The 18,736-nt window shown below is 70.8% G+C and carries 20 protein-coding genes; 13 read left to right on the plus strand and 7 right to left on the minus strand.

Annotated elements, in window-relative coordinates:
* Window positions 1–92: 92 nt before the first annotated feature.
* Complete coding sequence (locus tag AB0H43_RS19655) at window positions 93–452, minus strand: hypothetical protein (protein WP_360000915.1); 360 nt, start codon at window positions 450–452, stop codon at window positions 93–95.
* A gap of 60 nt (window positions 453–512) precedes the next feature.
* Here AB0H43_RS19655 and AB0H43_RS19660 point away from each other — a divergent pair, with 60 nt between their 5' ends.
* Both AB0H43_RS19660 and AB0H43_RS19665 read left to right on the plus strand, forming a co-directional pair.
* Window positions 513–2,114 carry a glycoside hydrolase family 13 protein gene (locus AB0H43_RS19660; RefSeq protein ID WP_360000917.1) on the plus strand — a complete coding sequence of 534 codons (1,602 nt, stop codon included), beginning with the start codon at window positions 513–515 and terminating at the stop codon, window positions 2,112–2,114.
* A gap of 24 nt (window positions 2,115–2,138) precedes the next feature.
* Window positions 2,139–2,909, plus strand: a complete 771-nt coding sequence (locus tag AB0H43_RS19665; RefSeq protein WP_360000919.1) for a TRIC cation channel family protein — start codon at window positions 2,139–2,141, stop codon at window positions 2,907–2,909.
* A gap of 63 nt (window positions 2,910–2,972) precedes the next feature.
* Here AB0H43_RS19665 and AB0H43_RS19670 read toward each other — a convergent pair whose 3' ends face one another.
* Window positions 2,973–3,245 (minus strand): GlsB/YeaQ/YmgE family stress response membrane protein, encoded by a 273-nt coding sequence (locus AB0H43_RS19670; RefSeq protein WP_360000921.1) that lies wholly within the window; start codon window positions 3,243–3,245, stop codon window positions 2,973–2,975.
* Window positions 3,246–3,351: 106 nt separating this feature from the next.
* Here AB0H43_RS19670 and AB0H43_RS19675 point away from each other — a divergent pair, with 106 nt between their 5' ends.
* Together AB0H43_RS19675 and AB0H43_RS19680 are read left to right on the plus strand one after the other, a co-directional pair.
* A complete protein-coding gene (locus AB0H43_RS19675; RefSeq protein WP_360000923.1) occupies window positions 3,352–3,669 on the plus strand; it encodes a GNAT family N-acetyltransferase in 318 nt (105 codons plus the stop codon).
* 57 nt (window positions 3,670–3,726) lie between these two features.
* Window positions 3,727–4,455: an HAD family hydrolase gene (locus AB0H43_RS19680; RefSeq protein WP_360000925.1), complete on the plus strand. Its 729-nt coding sequence runs from the start codon at window positions 3,727–3,729 to the stop codon at window positions 4,453–4,455.
* Between the two features lie 124 nt (window positions 4,456–4,579).
* Here AB0H43_RS19680 and AB0H43_RS19685 read toward each other — a convergent pair whose 3' ends face one another.
* Genes AB0H43_RS19685 through AB0H43_RS19695 form a run of 3 tightly spaced genes read right to left on the minus strand, consistent with a single transcriptional unit; the run spans window position 4,580 to window position 6,610 of the window.
* Complete coding sequence (locus AB0H43_RS19685; RefSeq protein WP_360000927.1) at window positions 4,580–5,890, minus strand: PH domain-containing protein; 1,311 nt, start codon at window positions 5,888–5,890, stop codon at window positions 4,580–4,582.
* Window positions 5,887–6,390 carry a PH domain-containing protein gene (locus AB0H43_RS19690; protein ID WP_360000929.1) on the minus strand — a complete coding sequence of 168 codons (504 nt, stop codon included), beginning with the start codon at window positions 6,388–6,390 and terminating at the stop codon, window positions 5,887–5,889. Before AB0H43_RS19690 ends, AB0H43_RS19685 begins: the two co-directional genes overlap by 4 nt.
* 10 nt (window positions 6,391–6,400) lie before the next feature.
* Window positions 6,401–6,610, minus strand: coding sequence for an acetone carboxylase (locus AB0H43_RS19695; protein WP_360000931.1), 210 nt, complete (start codon window positions 6,608–6,610; stop codon window positions 6,401–6,403).
* A 343-nt stretch (window positions 6,611–6,953) separates the two neighbouring features.
* Here AB0H43_RS19695 and AB0H43_RS19700 point away from each other — a divergent pair, with 343 nt between their 5' ends.
* The 7 genes from AB0H43_RS19700 to AB0H43_RS19730 all read left to right on the plus strand — a co-directional run bounded on the left by AB0H43_RS19700 (window position 6,954) and on the right by AB0H43_RS19730 (window position 13,922).
* Window positions 6,954–7,946 carry an AAA family ATPase gene (locus AB0H43_RS19700; protein ID WP_360001664.1) on the plus strand — a complete coding sequence of 331 codons (993 nt, stop codon included), beginning with the start codon at window positions 6,954–6,956 and terminating at the stop codon, window positions 7,944–7,946.
* The gene (locus AB0H43_RS19705) at window positions 7,943–8,842 is read left to right on the plus strand and encodes a DUF58 domain-containing protein (RefSeq protein ID WP_360000933.1); all 900 of its coding nucleotides are present in this window, start codon (window positions 7,943–7,945) and stop codon (window positions 8,840–8,842) included. The genes AB0H43_RS19700 and AB0H43_RS19705 overlap by 4 nt, the downstream gene beginning before the upstream one ends.
* A gap of 16 nt (window positions 8,843–8,858) precedes the next feature.
* A complete protein-coding gene (locus tag AB0H43_RS19710; RefSeq protein WP_360000935.1) occupies window positions 8,859–9,809 on the plus strand; it encodes a VWA domain-containing protein in 951 nt (316 codons plus the stop codon).
* A 742-nt stretch (window positions 9,810–10,551) separates the two neighbouring features.
* Complete coding sequence (locus AB0H43_RS19715; protein ID WP_360000937.1) at window positions 10,552–11,265, plus strand: beta-ketoacyl-ACP reductase; 714 nt, start codon at window positions 10,552–10,554, stop codon at window positions 11,263–11,265.
* A 31-nt stretch (window positions 11,266–11,296) separates the two neighbouring features.
* Entirely contained in the window at window positions 11,297–12,058 is a 762-nt protein-coding gene (gene fabI, locus AB0H43_RS19720) for an enoyl-ACP reductase FabI (RefSeq protein WP_360000938.1), read from the plus strand.
* Between the two features lie 9 nt (window positions 12,059–12,067).
* Complete coding sequence (locus AB0H43_RS19725; RefSeq protein ID WP_360000940.1) at window positions 12,068–13,132, plus strand: ferrochelatase; 1,065 nt, start codon at window positions 12,068–12,070, stop codon at window positions 13,130–13,132.
* A gap of 10 nt (window positions 13,133–13,142) precedes the next feature.
* Window positions 13,143–13,922 (plus strand): HAD-IIA family hydrolase, encoded by a 780-nt coding sequence (locus AB0H43_RS19730; RefSeq protein ID WP_360000942.1) that lies wholly within the window; start codon window positions 13,143–13,145, stop codon window positions 13,920–13,922.
* 8 nt (window positions 13,923–13,930) lie between these two features.
* Here AB0H43_RS19730 and AB0H43_RS19735 read toward each other — a convergent pair whose 3' ends face one another.
* Window positions 13,931–14,725 (minus strand): hypothetical protein, encoded by a 795-nt coding sequence (locus AB0H43_RS19735; protein WP_360000944.1) that lies wholly within the window; start codon window positions 14,723–14,725, stop codon window positions 13,931–13,933.
* Window positions 14,726–14,782: 57 nt separating this feature from the next.
* On the opposite strand from AB0H43_RS19735, the gene AB0H43_RS19740 reads away from it, so the two are divergent.
* On the plus strand, window positions 14,783–16,330 hold the full coding sequence (locus AB0H43_RS19740) for a hypothetical protein (protein ID WP_360000946.1): 1,548 nt from the start codon (window positions 14,783–14,785) through the stop codon (window positions 16,328–16,330).
* A gap of 11 nt (window positions 16,331–16,341) precedes the next feature.
* Window positions 16,342–17,151, plus strand: a complete 810-nt coding sequence (locus AB0H43_RS19745) for a DUF3097 domain-containing protein (RefSeq protein ID WP_360000948.1) — start codon at window positions 16,342–16,344, stop codon at window positions 17,149–17,151.
* Between the two features lie 98 nt (window positions 17,152–17,249).
* On the opposite strand, the gene AB0H43_RS19750 is transcribed toward AB0H43_RS19745, so the two are convergent.
* Entirely contained in the window at window positions 17,250–18,584 is a 1,335-nt protein-coding gene (locus tag AB0H43_RS19750) for a serine hydrolase domain-containing protein (protein WP_360000950.1), read from the minus strand.
* Window positions 18,585–18,736 lie beyond the last annotated feature (152 nt).

The raw sequence follows: 18,736 nt of genomic DNA on the forward strand, positions 1-18,736 counted from the left end.
AAATCTGCCGCGACTACACCCGCCGCTACGGCGAAGACCACCCCTGGATCCGCGACTGGAAATGGCCCGTCACACCCGACCAACCAGCCTGATCAAGCCTTGGCCGACAGCTCCGTCCGCAGCTCGCGGAGCACGACCACCGTGTACGCGGCCAGCAGCGCCGGGAAGACGAAACCGGCGATCATCGCGCCCGTCTCGGTGCCGGCGACCGCGATCGTGGCCCCGAGGGAGGCGAGCACCCGCACGACGGCCAGCCCGATGACGCCGCGGATGAGGAGCGTCGACGGCTGGGCGATGACGGAGACGGCGTAGATCCCGGCCGCGGTGAGCACGGCGAGCACCGCGCTCGGCATGAACACCGTCCCGGCCGTGTTGACCAGCCCGAACACACCGGAGATGAACATGATCGCCGCGAGGATCTTCATCCGCAGGCGTACGTTGGACTTCTCCAAGATCGTTCTTCCGTTCCGGTCGCTGGTTTGGCGTGAAGCGTACCCGGTTATCCTCGATCCGTGTCAGGTCAATGGTGGCGGCATGCCGCGATCTACCAGATCTACCCTCGCAGCTTCGCCGACGGCACGGGCGACGGCATCGGCGACCTCGCCGGCCTCCGCAACCGCCTCGGCTACCTCAAGGACCTGGGGATCGACGCCCTCTGGCTGAGCCCCTGGTACACCTCACCGATGGCCGATGCGGGCTACGACGTCGCCGACTACCGCGACATCGACCCGCTGTTCGGCACGCTGGCCGACGCCGAGGCGTTCCTCGCCGAGGCGCACGCGCTGGGCATCCGGGTGATCGTGGACATCGTCCCGAATCACTGCTCCGACCAGCACCCCTGGTTCCAGGCCGCGCTGGCGGCCCGGCCGGGCTCACCCGAGCGGGAGCTGTTCTGGTTCCGGCCCGGCCGTGGGGAGCACGGCGAACTCCCGCCCAACGACTGGCAGTCCAACTTCGGCGGGCCCGCGTGGACGCGAGTGCCGGACGGCGAGTGGTATCTGCACCTGTTCGCGCCGGAACAGCCCGACTGGAACTGGAACCATCCGGAGGTCCGCGCCGACTTCACGCGTACGCTTCGGTTCTGGTTGGACCGGGGCGTCGACGGCTTCCGCATCGACGTCGCCGAGGCGCTGGTGAAGGACCCGGCGCTGCCCGACTTCGCCGACCTGCCCATCGGCGTACCGGCGCCCTGGCTCGACCAGGACGGCGTGCACGAGATCTACCGGGAATGGCGCGCGATCGCCGACTCCTCTCCGCAGGAGGCGATCTTCGTCGGCGAACTGTGGCTCACCGATCCGGAGCGCTTCGCTCGCTACCTGCGGCCCGACGAGCTGCACACCGGGTTCAACTTCCCGTTCCTGTCGGCCGCCTGGGACGCCGGCGAACTGCGTACCGTCGTGGACCAGACGTTGGCCACCCACGCGCCGGTCGGAGCCCCCGCGACCTGGGTGTTGTCCAACCATGACGTCACCCGCGTGGTGACGCGGTACGGCCGGGCCGACACCCGGCACACCTGGGACCTGACCCGGGAGGCGCACGCGGCCGATCTGGCCTTGGGGACGAAGCGTGCGCGGGCGGCCGCGTTGCTGTCGCTCAGCCTGCCCGGGACGGTCTACGTGTACCAAGGCGAGGAGCTGGGCCTGCCGGAGGTGCAGGACCTGCCCGAGGAGGTGCTGGCCGACCCGCGCTGGGAGCGGTCCGGGCACACCGACCGGGGCCGGGACGGTTGCCGGGTGCCGCTGCCCTGGAGCGGCGACGCGCCGCCGTTCGGGTTCAGCCCCGCCGGAGTACGCACCTGGCTGCCGCAGCCGGCGGACTGGAAGGCTCTGACAGCCGAGGCGCAGAGCGGCGACCCGGGTTCGATGCTGACCCTCTATCGCACCGCGTTGCGGCTGCGGCACCAGACGGCCGACCTGCTGGCGGGCGGCCTGCGCTGGCTGCCGTCCGATCCGGAGGTGCTGGCCTACGCCCGCGGCGACTCGTTCGTCTGCGTGGTCAACCTCGGCGTCGAGCCCGTGGAGCTGCCGGAGTACGCCGAGATCCTGCTGGCCAGCGGCGACCTCGTGGCCGGAAAACTGCCCGCCGACACGGCGGTCTGGCTGCGCACGGCCTGACCGGCACGCCGGTACGCTCCCGGCATGTCGGATCCGGTGCAGGCGGTGGCGTTGCCGCACGCCGTGGACGTCGCGTCGGTCGTGCTCGGGGCGGCCCAGGGCGCGTTGTTCGCGTCGCAAGTCGCCAAGGAGCGCCAGATCGACCTCGTCGGCATCGCGATGGTCGCGATCGTGACCGGGCTGGGCGGCGGCATCGCCAGAGATCTGCTGCTCAACCAGGTTCCCGTGGCGTTGCAGAGCAACGAGTACGTCGGTTCGGCGCTGATCGCCGCGGTCGTGGCGGTCGGCCTGAGCGGCGCGCTCAGCCGGCTCGACCCGGTCGTGGTGGCCTTCGACGCGCTGTCGCTGGGCCTCTACCTGGTCGTCGGGCTGTCCAAAGCGAGCAGTCTCGGACTGGGCTCGGTGCCGTCGATCTTCATCGGCATCCTGTCCTGCACCGCCGGCGGCGTCGTGCGAGATCTGTTGCTGCGGACCGAGGTCGCCCTGGTCACCGTCGGCTCGTTCTACGCCTTCGCGGCGTTCAGCGGTGCGCTCGTCTACATGGGACTGTTGCAGGTCGCCAATCAGAGCGTTGCGACCTGGGCGGCCGTCCTCGTGACGTTCGGCGTACGCATGCTGTCGATCTGGTTCGGCTGGAGCACCCCGCACGCGAGCTCGTTGCGCCTGGAGAAGCTGGACGCGAGCGTCGAGTCGATGGAGCGGATGGCGCGGTCCGGTGTGGACGTCATTCTGCGCGGCGGACGGGGGTTCATGCGCGGCGAGGAGCGGCCGGATCGCGAGACGCCCCGGTCGTGAGAACGGCGAAGCGCCCCGGCCACCAGGGCCGGGGCGCCGCGTCGAACGGGGGCAGGGGGTTGGTCAGCCGACGCTTCGTCGGCCCATGGCTCCGCCGACGAGCACCACCCCGATCGCCGCGAGGACGACTTGGATGATGATCTCCAGCCAGTCGACGCCGTCCGTGGTGGCCCAGCCCGCCGCGCGGGCGATCGCCGTGCCGATCAGGGCGGCGACGATGCCGACGACGATGGTCAGCCAGATGGGAATCGACTGCGGGCCCGGCACCACCAGCCGGCCCAGCGCACCGATGATCAGACCGACGATGATCGCCGAGATGATGCCGGTTACGGTCATGGTCCCCTCCTCAAACAGGGTTGATGTCCTAAGAGCTTCCCCGCTTCGGCATTCACGAAACACCACGTCTGGTCAGGGTCGGGGAAAGGTTGGCAGGATGGGGGGCGTGATCGTGAATGACGTCCCGGAACTCACCCGCTTCGAAGGCCGTTGGGAGGACCGTCCCGGCGAGGCCGACAGCCGGGGTGACCTGGCCGGATACCTTGAATACCACCGGTTTGACGGGGTGTGGGCGTTCAATCACGTGTTCACGTTCCCGGCGTACCGGGGTCGTGGGGTGGCGGCGGAGATCACGCGGGCGGCGTTGGCCGCGGCTCGGGAGGCGGGCACGCAGGTTCGTCCGATCTGTCCGTTCGTCGCGGATTACCTCGACACCCATCCGGAGTACGCCGACCTGATCGCGCCGGAAAAGTCGGAGCAGTGACGAATCCGCAACGTGGCCACCTGCCCTGATGGCGGGTGGCAATGGCAGGATTGAGCCATGCTCCCCCCGCGTGCCCTTCTCCTCGACTTCGGTGGCGTCGTGGCCGAGGCCGTCGACGACACCGCTGACGCCGGCTTCCCGACGCGGGTGTTCGAGCTGATCGGCCGCTCCCTGCCGCTGGAGCGGATCGTGGCCGACCTGGCCGCGGCCGAGGCCGCCCGTGACGAATGGCGTGCCGTTCCGGAGAATCCCGAGCTGACCCACATCCAGCTCTGGGCGGAGTTCGTCGCCAAGGACTGGCCCGAGCAGCCCCGTGAGATCGTGGTCGGCTGGGCCGACGAACTGACCAGCGCCTGGGCCCGACGCAACTGGGCGGTCGTCGAAGGGATGACCGAGCTGCTGGAATACACCGTCGGCCGCGGTCTGCCGGTCGCGATCGTCAGCAACACCCGCAGCGGCCAGGCCTATCGGGAGTTCCTCGAACGCGCCGGGTTGACCGGGGCGTTCGCCGCGCAGATCTACAGCGACGAGGCGGGCGTCTTCAAGCCCAATCCGCAGATGATTCGGGCCGCCACGCTGACCCTCGACGTGCCCGCCGACCAGTGCTGGTTCGTCGGCGACTCGCTCAGCCGCGACATCGAGTGCGGCCGCCGGGCCGGCGTCGGCGCGGCGATCCTGCGGCCGAGCCGATCCTGGACCAACGACCGCTGGCAGGCCGAGCCGGACGCGGTCGTCGCCGACGGGCACGAACTGCTCAAGCTGCTGAAGCGCGCTTTCGACGCCTGAGCCCGCTGCCGAGGGCCCGACGAGGGTTCCACGAGATCAGGGATCTCGGTCGAATCATGGGCCAAGATTCGACCGAGATCCCTGATCCAGCCTAACGCCCCCCGGGTCGGCGCCAAGCCGGTGGCTACAGCGCCGTGCGGGCGGCGCGAGCCCGGACGGTCAGTTCCCGGGCCAGTTCGTAGGCTTCGGCGAGGTCGCGCTCCGGCGCGGAGGCCGGGGGAGCGCCGGCGACGTCCACGTGCACTGTGGCCAGTCCCAGGCGTCGCTGCAGCGGCCCCTGCTGCACCCGGACGGACTGGATGCGGGCGTACGGCACAAGGCGGAGCCGCCGGGTCAGCAGGCCGTCGACGCTCGCGAAGACGTGCGGCGTCACGCCGGCCACGAGCACCTTGCGGGCCAGCGGCGCGAGCCACACCGCCCGGTCGGGAACTCCGGTGAGCGGCAGCGCCGCGATGTCCACGGGCGCGAGGTCGCCGTCGACTCGGGGGAGCAGCCACGGCACGACCGCCCGCGCCTCGTCCAGCGCCGCCACCGGCAGCAGCGTCGTCGCCTCGTGGTCGTCCGGGTCGGCGCCCTGCGAACCCTGGGCCGCGATGTCCACAGTGGCCTTCAGCCAGCGTTTCGGCCGCCAGATCAACGGCCACGTGACGGTCACCGCCTGCACCCGCTGCACCGGAACGGTCTGACTGTGGGTTTCGGTCAGGCCCCGCCGGATGTGCAGGCGCGTCTCGCGTTCGGTCAGCGTGCACCGCCAGTTGCGGGTCACTCGGCGTACCGGGCGGACCAGGACGCCGACCAACGCGGTGAGCATGCTCGCGATCGCGATGAACCCGAAGCTTCCGGCCAGCGCGAACTGCACGACGACGAACGCGGCGGCGATCGGCAGGAAGATCACCTCGGGGGTCATCGCCTGACTCAGCAGCAGGTCCTCGTCGCGGGCGGCGTACAGGACCGGCTCCGGTCCGCGCGGCTCGCTCTCCGCGCGCACCACCGAGCCGCCCTGCGCCAGCTCCAGCAGATGAGTACGCAGAGAGCCGGCTTCGGCGACGGTCAAGTAGGCCAGCGGGGCTTCCGCCTTGCCACCGCCGACCACTTCGAGGCGCAGTTCGGCGAGCCCGGTCAGCTGCGCGAGGAACGGCCGGACCACCTCGACCGACTGCAGCCGTTCCAGCGGGATCGTGCGTACGCGGCGGGAGAAGGTGCCCTCGTAGATCCGCAGCTCCCGGCCGGTGACCTCGTAGCCGGTGAACCGCCAGGTGATCACGGAGTAGACGACGGCGCCGATCAGGATGAGCACGACGACGCCGAGGAAGCGGGCGACGCCGAGGTTGGCGAAGCCCTGCCAGGAGATGAGGGCGACGAGCGCGACGAGTTGACGGATGCTGTGCAGGAACGGCGAGAGCGGGTGCAGCCTGCGCCGCGGCAGGTCCGTCACAGCCCTTCCTTCCGGATCTCGCCGAGCGCCGTCAAGCGGTCACGGAGCCGGGCCGCCTCCGCCGGGACCAGGCCCGGCACCCGGGCGTCGCTGGCCGCGGCGGCGGTGTGCAACTGAACCGTGGCCAACCCGAAGAGGCGTTCCAGCGGTCCCGCGCTCACGTCGACGAACTGCATCCGGGCGTACGGCACGATGCTCAGGTGCCGCACGATCCGGCCGTGCCGGACGAGGAGGTCGTCGTCGCGTTCGGCGTACCCCCAGGAGCGCACGCTGCGCCCGATCAGCACGACGCGGATCAGCGTCGCCACGACGAGCACGCCGCCGATGACCAGCGCCCAGCCCCACTGCCAGATCACATAGGCGGCGATCGCCGCGGCCAGCGGCACGAGGAGGCCGAGGAGCACCTCGACGCGTTGGAGGGTGGCCAAGCGCGGGGAGACGGGATGCCAGTCGACCGTGTCGGGCCAGGGCTGGAGGGCGTCGGCCACGGGTTGCGTCACGGTCACGAATCTACGCGAGCGGGTCGACGCCACGCAGGAAGCCGCGGGCGTCGAGGAACGCCGCCAGCGAATCGCGGTGTGCGGAGCAGGCCAACCACACTTTTCGCCGCCCGGGCTCGTGTAGCTTGGGGTTGTTCCAGCTCAACGCGTAGGCCGCGACCTCTCGGCAGCCCTTGGCGGAGCAGATGCGATCCGGCTGATCGCTGGAATGAGTAGTCATAGCAGTAGAGATAAAGCGCCGGACGACCACGGGGGAAGTCGTCCGGCGACGCGGAAATACTAACCACATTCCCGGGGTGCGTGTCCAGTCCCGCGATGTGCCCGATCGGCCGGACGCGATCGCCGTTCGGTGCCCCCGCGCGGCGGTCCTGGTGGCAATTGTTCGCTTATGTCACTCTTATGCGGGTAGGCGCGTCACTCTCTGGAGGCGAACAGTGACGGAAAAGAGTCTCGGCTCCGAGCTCGACCTCGCCGAGAGCGTGCTCGTCGCCGAAAACGGCACATCTGAGGCGACCGGCGGACCCGTCGTCCTCGACGGCTCGCTCGCGCTCGACGGGCGCCCGATCCCGCCGGCCCAGGACGCGTCGCTGCTCGAACGGGCCCTCTTCGAGGTCAAGAAGGTGATCGTCGGGCAGGACCTGCTGCTCGAGCGCATGTTCGTGGCGTTGCTGGCCCGCGGTCACTGCCTGCTGGAGGGCGTACCGGGGGTGGCGAAGACGCTCGCGGTGGAGACGCTCGCCGCGACCGTCGGGGGGACCTTCGCGCGCATCCAGTTCACGCCCGACCTCGTCCCGGCCGACATCGTCGGCACCCGGATCTACCGGCAGTCCACCGAGTCCTTCGACGTGGAACTCGGCCCGGTGTTCGTGAACTTCCTGCTCGCCGACGAGATCAACCGAGCACCCGCCAAAGTCCAGTCGGCGCTGCTGGAGGTCATGGCCGAGCGGCACGTCTCGCTCGGTGGCGCCCGGCACGACGTGCCCAATCCGTTTCTCGTCATGGCCACCCAGAACCCGATCGAGCAGGAGGGCGTCTACCCGCTCCCGGAGGCGCAGCGCGACCGGTTCCTGCTGAAGGTCCTGGTCGGCTATCCGTCGGACCTCGAGGAGCGCGAGATCGTCTACCGGATGGGGGTGGGCGCGCCGTCGGCGACGCAGGTGCTGACCCCCGTCGACCTGATCGGGCTGCAGACCCGGGCCGACCACGTCTTCGTCCACAACGCGCTCGTCGACTACGCCGTACGCCTCGTCACGGCGACCCGGGCGCCGGCCGAGCACGGCATGGAGGACGTCGCGCAGCTGATCCAGTACGGCGCGAGCCCACGGGCCTCGCTGGGCCTGGTCCGGGCGGCGCGGGCGCTGGCCCTGCTGCGGGGGCGGGACTACGTGCTGCCGCAGGACATCCAGGAGCTGACCCCGGACATCCTGCGGCACCGCCTCGTCCTCAGCTATGACGCGCTCGCCGACGACGTCCCGCCGGACCACATCGTCGGCCGCATCCTGGAAACTGTTCCGCTGCCCACCGTGGCGCCCCGGCAGCAGGCCGACCGACGGTGATCTCCCCATCCCAAGCCGCCGTGCTGGCGCGCCTGCATCTGCAGGTGACCCGCCGGCTCGACGGCCTGCTCCAGGGCGACTACCTCGGGCTGATCCCCGGGCCGGGCAGCGAGGCGGGGGAGTCCCGCGAATACCGCCCCGGCGACGACGTACGCCGCATGGACTGGCCGGTCACCGCGCGTACCACCGTGCCCCACGTGCGGCTGACCGAGGCGGACCGGGAGCTGGAGACGTGGCTGGCGATCGACGCGTCGGCGAGCCTGGACTTCGGGACCGCCCGGATGCGCAAGTGGGACGTGGCGCTGGCCGCCGCGGCCGCCATGACCCACCTGACGGTGCGCGGCGGCAACCGCGCGGGTGCCTTGGTCTGCACCGGGGACGGCGTACGCCGCATTCCCGCCCGGGGCGGTCGTCGTGGCGCGCAGTCGCTCATGCACGCGATCGCCGGGCTGGAGATGCGTCCGGGCCGGGCCGACCTGGGGCAGTTGTTCGACGGGCTGCTGCGGCCGCCCCGGCGCCGCGGGCTGGTCGTGATCATCTCCGACTTCCTGGGCGACGCCCCGTCCTGGCAACGGCCGCTCTCCCGGCTGGCGGTACGCCACGACATCCTCGCCGTCGAGGTCGTCGACCCACGTGAGCTGGAACTACCGGCCGTCGGCGTGATGGAGGTGGCCGACCCGGAGAGCGGTCAGGTGCACGAGGTCGACGTGACCGAACGCCTGGCGGGGGCGTACGCCGAGGCGGCGGCGCGGCAGCGGGCCGAGGTCGCCGGGGCGCTCCGCTCGGCGGGCGCGGCGCACCTGCGGCTGGGCACCGACCGCGACTGGCTGCTGGACATCGTGAACTTCGTCGCGGCTCGGCGGCACCGGCACAACCGGCGAGCCGAGGTTCGGTGAGGAGCGGGGTAGCTACATGGTGAGTTTCCTGCAGCCGTGGGCGCTGCTGTTCCTGTTGCCCGTGGTGGCCGTCGCGGCGGGCTACGTCTACCGGCAGCACCGCAAGCGCGTCAACGCGGTTCGATTCTCCAATGTAGACTTGCTGAAGACCTTGGCGCCCAAGGGAATCGGGTACAAGCGCCATATCACCGCCGGGGCGCTCCTGCTGTGCCTGCTGACCCTGGCCCTGGCGACCGCCCGGCCGGCGCTGGCCATGCAGGTGCCGCTGGAACGGGCGACCATCGTCCTCGCCATCGACGTGTCGCTGTCGATGGAGGCCAAGGACGTCCAGCCGTCGCGGATCCAGGCCGCCCAGGACGCCGCCATCAGCTTCGCGCGCGAGGTGCCGGCCGCGTACAACTTGGGGGTGGTGTCCTTCGCGAAGTCCGCCAACGTGCTGGTCTCCCCGGGCAAGGACCGTGAGCAGGTGGTGAACGCGATCCAGAGCCTGCAGCTCGACGAGGCCACCGCGACCGGGGAGGCGGTCTTCACGGCGCTGGACGCGATCCGCACCGTCCCGCCGGACGGGGTGCAGGGCGCACCGCCGGCGCGGATCCTGCTGCTGTCCGACGGCTACCGCACCGCGGGCCGGCCGGTGGAGGACGCGGCCGCCGCGGCGACCGAGGCCAACGTGCCGGTCTCCACGATCGCCTTCGGCACCGACGACGGCATGGTCGACATCGGCGGTATGCCGCAACGCGTTCCGGTCGACCGCGAAGCGCTCGCCCAGCTCGCCGAGTCGACCGGCGGCTACTTCGCCGAGGCGGCGAGCGCCGGTGAACTCAAGCAGGTCTACGAAGACCTCGGCTCGTCCGTGGGCCACCGCAAGCAGACGCGCGAAGTCACCGCCTGGGCCGCCGCGGCAGCCCTGCTCTTCGGCCTCACCGCCGCCGGCCTGTCCCTCCTCTGGGGCTCCCGCCTCCCCTGACTCTGAGCCGATTGCCGCAGATCCCGGGTGATCATTGCGTCAGCCACGGTGCTTCGCGCGGCGAAATGCCCGAGTAAACAGCACGGCTGACGCAATGATCACCGGGCGGGGAGGGCTTTGCCCGAGCCGCCGGGAGTGCGGTCAGTCGCCAGGGGCCAAATAGCGGCCGCTATCGGGATGCGAGGACGAAGAGGGTGAATACCCAGAGGCAGGCGAGGGTGAATCCGAGTGGTGCGAGGAATCGGCTCATGGTGGACTCCAGCGGGTTCCGGGTCGGACACAGAACGGGTTACCTGCGCGAAGCAGGCCGCTGAACGTCATGGCTGGACGAGGCCCGGCCAGCACACAGGTAGCCCCGCCGAGCGGCGGAGCGGGTGCGGGGCGGGCGGGCGCGAGGCGCGGAGTTATCCGCGGAAGGCGGCCCAGCCACGACTGGAAGGATCGCTATTTCGCACAGCGATCACCTCCTGTAGGCCGGGCGCCGAAGGGCGCGTCCATGTCGGAAACGGACGAAAGTCCCGCCGCAGATGATAGCTCCTGTCTCGGTGCCGGTTCCACTTGGGTCACCCGACTCGCCGCAAAGATCACCCGACCGGACGGGCGGGCCTAGGCCCCTCAGGCATGTTGTGGGAAACCTACAAGATCTGTAGGTGGTTTTCTGCGTCGCCCTCGCCACGGCGTCCCGTTCGGCGACCTCTAGGCTCATCGCGGAAGCTCATCGGACTCGCACTAGGGAGCAGGCGTGGCTCGCACCGTACTGGTCACCGGCGGCAATCGCGGCATCGGCCTCGCCATCGCGCAGGCGTTCGCCAAGCAGGGGGACCGGGTGGCGATCACCCACCGTGGCTCGTGGGACGCGGCGACGGCGCCGGATCTGTTCCCCGTGACCTGCGACATCACCGACCCGGCCGCGGTGGACGCCGCGTTCGCCACCGTCGAGCAGGAGCTGGGTCCGGTGGAGGTGCTGGTCGCCAACGCCGGGATCACCGACGACACGCTGCTGATGCGGATGTCGGAGGAGCAGTTCGGCCGGGTGCTGGAGACCAACCTGACCGGCGCCTGGCGGTGCGCCAAGCGCGCCTCGACCAAGATGGTCCGCGGCCGCTGGGGCCGGATGATCTTCATCTCGTCGGTGGTCGGCCTCTACGGCGGGGTCGGCCAGGTGAACTACGCGGCGAGCAAGGCCGGCCTGGTCGGCATGGCCCGCTCGATCACGCGTGAGCTGGGCAGCCGCAACATCACGGCCAACGTGGTCGCGCCCGGGTTCATCGAGACCGACATGACGGCCAAGCTCCCCGAGGAGCGGCAGACCGAGTACAAGAAGGCCATTCCGCTGGGCCGGTTCGCCGCGCCCGACGAGGTCGCCGGGGTGTGCACCTGGCTGGCCGGGGAGAGTGCCGGCTACGTCACCGGGGCGGTCATCCCGGTCGACGGCGGCCTCGGCATGGGTCACTGACCAACCGTCCCGACGAACAAGGGGAGACAGCGTGCTGCTCGAAGGCAAGAAGATCCTGGTCACCGGCGTCATCACCGATCAGTCCATCGCGTTCAGCGTGGCGCGGGTGGCGCAGGAGCAGGGCGCGGAGATCGTGCTGACGGCGTACCCGCGGCCGACGCTCGTGGAGCGGATCGCCAAGCGGCTGCCGAAGGAGGCCCCGGTGATCCCGCTCGACGTGACCAACGCCGACGAACTCGCCGGCATCGCCGACAAGGTACGCGAGCACCTGCCGACCCTCGACGGCGTCGTGCACTCGATCGGGTTCGCACCGCAGACCGCGCTCGGCGGCAACTTCCTGGAGACGAAGTGGGAGGACGTGGCCGCGGCGGTGCACGCCTCGACGTACTCCTACAAGTCGCTCGCCACCGCCCTGCTTCCGTTGATGCACCGGGGTTCCTCGATCGTCGGTCTCACCTTCGACGCGACGGTGGCGTACCCGGTCTATGACTGGATGGGCGTGGCCAAGGCGGGGCTGGAGTCGGCGAGCCGCTATCTCGCGCAGTACCTCGGCCCGCAGGGCATCCGCAGCAACCTCGTCTCGGCCGGGCCGCTGCGCAGCATGGCCGCCAAGTCGATCCCGGGCTTCGAGAAGTTCGAGGAGTCGTGGGCCAACCGGGCTCCGCTCGGCTGGGAGCTGACCAACGCCGAGCCCGCCGCCAAGGCCGTCGTGGCGCTGCTGTCCGACTGGTTCCCGGCCACCACGGGTGAGATCGTCCACGTCGACGGTGGCTATCACGCGATGGCTGGCTAGTCTGGCTTCGTGCCAGTAGACGCCTTTTTGCTGCTGTCGTTCGGCGGGCCGGAAGGCCCCGACGACGTGATGCCGTTCCTGCGCAACGTGACCGCCGGGCGCGGGGTTCCGGAGGAGCGGCTCCTCGAGGTCGCCGAGCATTACCAGCATTTCGGGGGCGTCTCGCCGATCAACGAGCAGAACCGCGCGCTGCTGCGGGCGATCGAGGCCGACTTCCGGGATCAGGGCGTCGGCCTGCCCCTCTACTGGGGCAACCGCAACTGGCGGCCGATGCTCGCCGACACCCTCGCGCAGATGCGGGACGACGGCGTCGAGTTCGCGGTCGGCCTCGCCACGAGTGCGTACGCCGGGTATTCGTCGTGCCGGCAGTATCTGGAGGACATCGCGGCGGCCCGGGCCAAGGTGGGCCCGGGCGCGCCCGAGGTCGTCAAGCTGCCGCACTTCTACGACCGTCCCGGGTTCGTCGAGCCGCACGTGGACGCCGTCAAGGCGGCGCTGGCGAAGGTGGGTCCGGGTCCGGCCCGGATCGTCTTCACGGCGCATTCGATCCCGCTGTCGATGGCGCGTACGGCGGGGCCCGCCGGGGAAGGCTTGCCTGAGCCGCCAGGAGTGCAGTCGGTCGGCCTCTATGAGGCGCAGCTGCGCGAGGTGGCCCGCCTCGTCGCCGAGCGCGCCGCGCCCGAACTCGCCTGGGATCTCGTCTGGCAATCCCGGTCCGGCCCGCCCCAGGTGCCGTGGCTGGAGCCGGATGTGAACGACCACTTGCGTACCGTTCCGGAGAAGGCCGTCGTGGTGAGCCCGATCGGGTTCGTCTCCGACCATCTCGAGGTCATCTGGGATCTCGACAACGAGGCCGCCGCGACCGCGGCCGACCTGGGTCTGGCGTACGCCCGCGCGGCGACTCCGGGCACCGATCCCCGCTTCGTGAGGATGATCACGGATCTGGTGCGTGAGGCGATGTCCGATCACTCAACCGCACGGTCCGACACACGGCCGACACCCGGGCTCGGTAGGCTTTCGCCCATACAGACGTGCGGGGCCGGCTGCTGTCCGGCGCCCGCGAGGCGCGGATAGGTGTGGGCGGATGACCGAGCGGAAGCCGATCGAGAGCTGGCTGACCGACATGGACGGCGTGCTCGTGCACGAGGGTGTGCCGGTGCCGGGAGCGACCGAGTTCATCGGACGGCTGCGCGCCTCCGGTAAGCCGTTCCTCGTCCTGACGAACAACTCGATCTACACGCCCCGGGATCTGCACGCCCGGCTGACCCGGCTCGGCTTCGACCTGTCGGAGGACGCGATCTGGACGTCGGCGCTGGCCACCGCGCAGTTCCTGGCCGATCAGCGGCCGGGCGGGACGGCGTACGTGATCGGTGAGGCGGGCCTGACGACGGCGATGCACAACGCCGGCTACATCCTCACCGACTACAAGCCGGACTACGTCGTGCTGGGTGAGACGCGTAATTACAGCTTCGAGGCGATCACGATGATGATCCGCCTGATCAACAACGGGTCGCGGTTCATCTGCACCAATCCCGACGCGACCGGCCCGTCGAACGAGGGCGCGTTGCCGGCCGCGGGTTCGGTCGCGGCGCTCGTCACGAAGGCGACCGGGATCGAGCCCTACTTCGTGGGTAAGCCCAATCCGATGATGATGCGCTCGGCGCTCAACCAGATCGGCGCGCACTCGGAGTCGGCGGCGATGATCGGCGACCGGATGGACACCGACGTCCTGTGTGGACTGGAGGCGGGCCTTCAGACGTTCCTGGTGCTGACCGGCATCAGCACCAAGGAGGACATGGAGCGCTACCCGTTCCGTCCCTCACGTGTCGTCAACTCGGTCGCCGACCTCATCGCCGAGATCTGAGTACTGGGCTAGAGCACCAGGTCGGAGTTGATCGCGGCCGCGACGCCCCGCCGGCAGGCGGTGGCCAGCGGCCGCAACGCCTCGTCCCGTTGCTGGGCCTCGAAACTGTTCAGCGCACCGCCCGGCGCCTCCTGCCCGGCCAGGATCAGGACGCGCTCCAGCAGCAGCGCCCGCGCGTAGAGCCGCCGGGCCGGGACGTCGTAGCCCGGGGGCAGGTCGGCCTCGGTCGGACGCCGCAGGGCGCTGATCGCCCCGGCCAACTCCGGCCGCCAGCGGGCGACGTCGAGTTTGGCCAGTTTCGCGGTGGTGTCCTGAACGGCCAGCGACAGCTCGCTTTCGGCCTGCCGGACTGTCGGCTTCGGACCGCCGGCCGGCATCGGCGGCAGCCGGTAAGCCGTCCACCGCACCGTCAGGAACACGTCGCCGGAGCCCGAGACGTGTTCCTGGGTCTGCGGCGCCAAGCCCAGCACCCCGGCCAGAACGCCTTCCCCGGCGGTCAGGGCGGCCCCGGTGAACTCGCCCGGGCCCAGCCCGTCGGGGTCGCCCGGCGCGGGCAGGGTCAGCCGGATCTCGTCCGGGTGCAACTGCCGCAGATGCGGGAGCGCCTCGCGTAGTGGGAGGTCGGACCAGGTGCCCGGGAGATCCGTCGCGACATGCTCCTCGGCCGCGCCGTCAGGCGGCGACTCGATCGCGTCGATCGCGTCGTCGAACGAAGTGAGGCCCGCGCGCCAGGCTCGGCACCACGCGACGAAGCGGGCCGAGCGGCGTTCGGCGAGGGCCACCGAGTGCGCCGCAGCAGACATGCTGCTCAGAATACGCCCCTCACCGCCCCGGACAGATATCACCTACGATGTGGCTCCGTGGTAGACACCCCGACGCCGGTGCGGCGTACCCCTTTGCTCGGCTTGCTCTTCGCGGTCCCCGCAGTCCTCATGCTCTGCTCCGGATATGTGGTGCCGACCGTGCGGCTGCTGTGGACGAGCCTGCACCGCACCGTCTTCTTCCGGGAGGGCGGCGATTTCGTCGGTCTCGACAACTACGGCCGCCTCGACACGATGTTCGGTGGGGGCACTTTCCTCGCGATCGGACTCGGTCTGGCGACCGGCGCGGTGGCGGTGGTGGGCGGCGGCGGGCTCGCGTACTTCGCGAATCGCGCCGGGCGTGTCGGCCGTCGCTTCGTCTGGATCGGGTTCGCGCTGCCGGTGGCCGCCCTCTCCGCGGTCGCCATCGCGTCGGCGTGGCAGCTCGCGATCTCCCGGCGGGAGGTCAACGCCTTCCCCGACGTGGAGCCGGGCTACGCCGTCGTGGTGCTGCTCGCGACGTTCGGCTTGCTCGTCGGCGTCGGCGCGGCGGCGTACCTGCTGGTCTTCCGGTCCGCGCGCAAGCGTGGGCTCGCCGCCGGTCTGGCCGCGCTGGTCCTGGTCGGCGCCACGCTCGCGGTAACGCTGCAGTCCCTGGCCGCGCCGCTGCTGATCGCCACCCGGCGCGAGGACGCGCCGCCCGTGCTCGGCATCTACAACAGCGCGTTCCGGCTGGGCAACCTCGGCGTGTCGGCGGCGGGTTCGGTCGTCCTGCTGCTCGTGCTCGCCCTGCTCGGTGTGGCGGTCACGGCCGCGGTGGTCTTCGCCCAAGCCCGGCTGGTACGCGTGGAGCAGCCCGAACCGGCGGGGAACCCGGGATTCCTCGCGATCACCTTGGTGGTGGGCGGGGGAGCGCTGCTGGTCGGGATCGTCGGCCTGCTGCCGTGGCTGCTCGATCTGGCCGACTTCGGCCGGCTGCCCGACGGCCCCTTCGAGCCGTGGCTGCTCAGCTGGGGACCGACGCTGATCTCGACGGTCGTCGGAGTCGGCGCGGCGGTGCTGGCCGGCTTCGGCATCGGCGCGCTGCGCCCGTTGGGCCGCAACAGTCACCTGCTGCTTCTGCCGTTCGCGCCGTGGCTGTTCACCGGGCTCGGCGTCACCATGGTGGACGCGTTCCAGCATCTGTGGCGGCACGACAGCGACAACTTCCTGTTCGCCTTCCTGCGGGCGATTCCGCCGTCGTCGCTGAACATCCCGGCGTTGGTGCTGAGTGCGGTGCTGTTCCGCGGTTTGACCACACAGGACAGTCCGGCCCGGTCGTGGCGTACGGCGGCTCCGGTGGTGGGCCTGGTCGCGCTGGTGACCTGGGTCGTGCAGGCCAACGACGTGATCTGGTCGCTGATCTCGGTCACCGACCCCGGGAACGGCACGATGCCGTACCTGGCGGTCAGCCGGGGCTTCGCGTACAGCTTCGGCGCCGAGTCGCTGGTCAGCTGGCTCTATCCGATCCCGGGCTACCTGCTGACGGCGGCCGCGATCGCCGTGGTCGGCGTTTTCGTGCTCGACCGGCTGGCGCTGCACACCGGACCGGAAGATCAGCCCCAGTAGCATGACCCCTCGTGGGACGCTATGACGACGTACTCGCCGGGGGCCGACGCCCCCGGCGGGAGATCCCGGTGCACGAGGCCGAACCGGAGATGGTCGTGGAGGACGCCGACTCCGGCTTCTGCGGAGCCGTCGTCGGCTTCGAGGGTCAGGCCGTCGTCCTGGAGGACCGCCATGGCAAGCGGCGGCTGTTCCCGCTGGAACCGGCCGCATTCCGGCTCGACGGGGTCATCGTCACGCTCACCCGCCCGGCGCGGTCCACTGCCGACACCGGGCTCAAGCTGACCGCGTCGGGCTCCGTCGCGGTGGGACCGCAGCGGGCCAGGGTCGCCCGGGCGGGCCGGATCTGGGTCGAGGGACTGCACGACGCCGCCCTGGTCGAACGCGTCTGGGGCGACGACCTGCGAGTCGAGGGCGTCGTGGTGGAACCCCTCGACGGCGTGGACGACCTGCGGCGCCGGGTCGCCGAGTTCTCCCCGGGGCCGGACGCCCGGCTCGGCGTACTAGTGGATCATCTGGTGGCCGGGAGCAAGGAGAGCCGCATCGTGGCCGCGGTGACCGACCCCCACGTGCTCGTGACCGGGCATCCTTATGTGGACGTGTGGCAGGCCGTGAAGCCGGCGGCGGTGGGCATCGCCGCGTGGCCGCAGGTGCCACGCGGCATCCCGTGGAAAGAGGGGGTGTGCGCGGCGCTCGGCGTGGCCGAGCCCGCGGACCTGTGGCGGCTGATCCTGAGCCGGGTGGACAGCTACCGCGACCTGGAGACGCCGCTCATCGGGGCGGTCGAGCGCCTCATCGACTTCGTCACCACCCCGCCCGACTAACCCCGCCCTTTCCGCGCGATCATGAACTATCGGCCTTGATCAACCGGTGTGCCGTGTCCCTGCGGCCCTGATCGACTCCGTAAGCGGGTGATCGACGGTCAGTCGCCGAGCATCGGCGCGCGGCGGAAGACGAACGTCGCGATGTCCAGCGCCCCCGGTACGCCGTCCTCGCCCCGCAGGACGGTCAGGATCTCGCCGTCGTGTTCGCCGGTGATCCCGCGCCAGGTGTCCTTGCCCTCGGGCCGGAAGCGGACCTCGGGCCGGGGCCGGGTCACCGAGACGAGCACGAGCTGGCCCGTCGCCGCGTCGTGCCGGACTTCGTATTCCCGGCCCATCCACCACCAACGGCCCAGCAGGTCGGCCACGTCGGAGGGCGGCTGCGCGGCCGGCCGCCACGGGGCGATCAGCTCCGGCTCGCCGTCCAGGACCGTCGCCATCATGTCGAAGGCGAGCCGGCCGAGCGACTTCCCGTGCAGCGTGTACGCGTTCGCGTAGGCGACCACGCCGGTGCGGCTCGGCCGGTGGACGACGAGCGCGGCCAGGTAGCCCGGCATCGAACCGCCGTGGCCGACATATACGCGGTCGCCCTCGCGGTACAGCTCGATGCCGAGGCCGTGCCCGCCGCTCCAGGTGTCGAGGTCGTTCATCACCACGGGCGCGCACATCTCGCGCAGCGTCGCCGGGTCGAGGACGGCCGGGTCGGGATCGGCCAGGAACGCCGCCCATTTCGTCAGGTCGACCGGGGTGGACCAGAGCTGACCGGCGGGGGCCATCGCGCCGGTGTCCGAACGCGGCTCCTCGCGCAGCGTGTCCAGCCACGGGTGCACGACGTAGCCGGGGGCGAACGGATCGGCCGGGTGGTAGCTGGTGCGGGTCATCCCGAGGGGCGTGAGCAGGCGCTGCTGGAGCAGTTCGGCCCAGGTGAGCCCGGTGACCCGGTGCAGCACCGCCCCGAGCAACCCGTACGCGAGATTGGAGTAGTGGTAGCCGTGGTGCGGCGCCAGGGCCAGCTTCTCCGGCGTCAACGCCGCCAGCAACTGGTCGATGTCACCGCCGTCGGTGCGCTCCCACCAGGCCCCGTCCGGCTCCCGCTGCAGCCCGGCCGCGTGCGCGAGCAGGTGCCGGAGGGTCACGTTGCTGCCGACCGGCGTACCCGGCAGGTGCCGGTAAAGCAGGTCGTCGAGGGACAGCAGACCTTGGTCGCGCAGCTGGAGGAGCAGGACGGCGGTCATCGTCTTGGAGATCGAGCCGATCCGGAACTGGACGTTCGCCACCGAGGCGCCGTCGGCCGGGCGCTCCAGGACCGTGCCGGCGCCGGCCACATGGGCCAGTTCTCCGGCCCGCACGACGGCGGCGGCCACACAGGGCGCGCGTCCGGCCGCCTGAGCATGGGCCACCAGCTGGTCGAGGGCGAGCGAGGTCTGCGGCAGCAACGGGGCACCTCCGGGTTCGACGGGTTGTGCGGTGTTCGTCCGATCAACGCCGCGCCGACGCTAGCCGTTATCACGATCGCCGGAACGGCCGGGTGGGGTAAGTCCGAACGGCCCACCCCGGGCAGCAGATGCGGGCCGGGCTTACGCGGCTT

It is taken from the genome of Hamadaea sp. NPDC050747 (genome assembly GCF_040654195.1).
Classification (GTDB): Bacteria; Actinomycetota; Actinomycetes; order Mycobacteriales; family Micromonosporaceae; genus Hamadaea.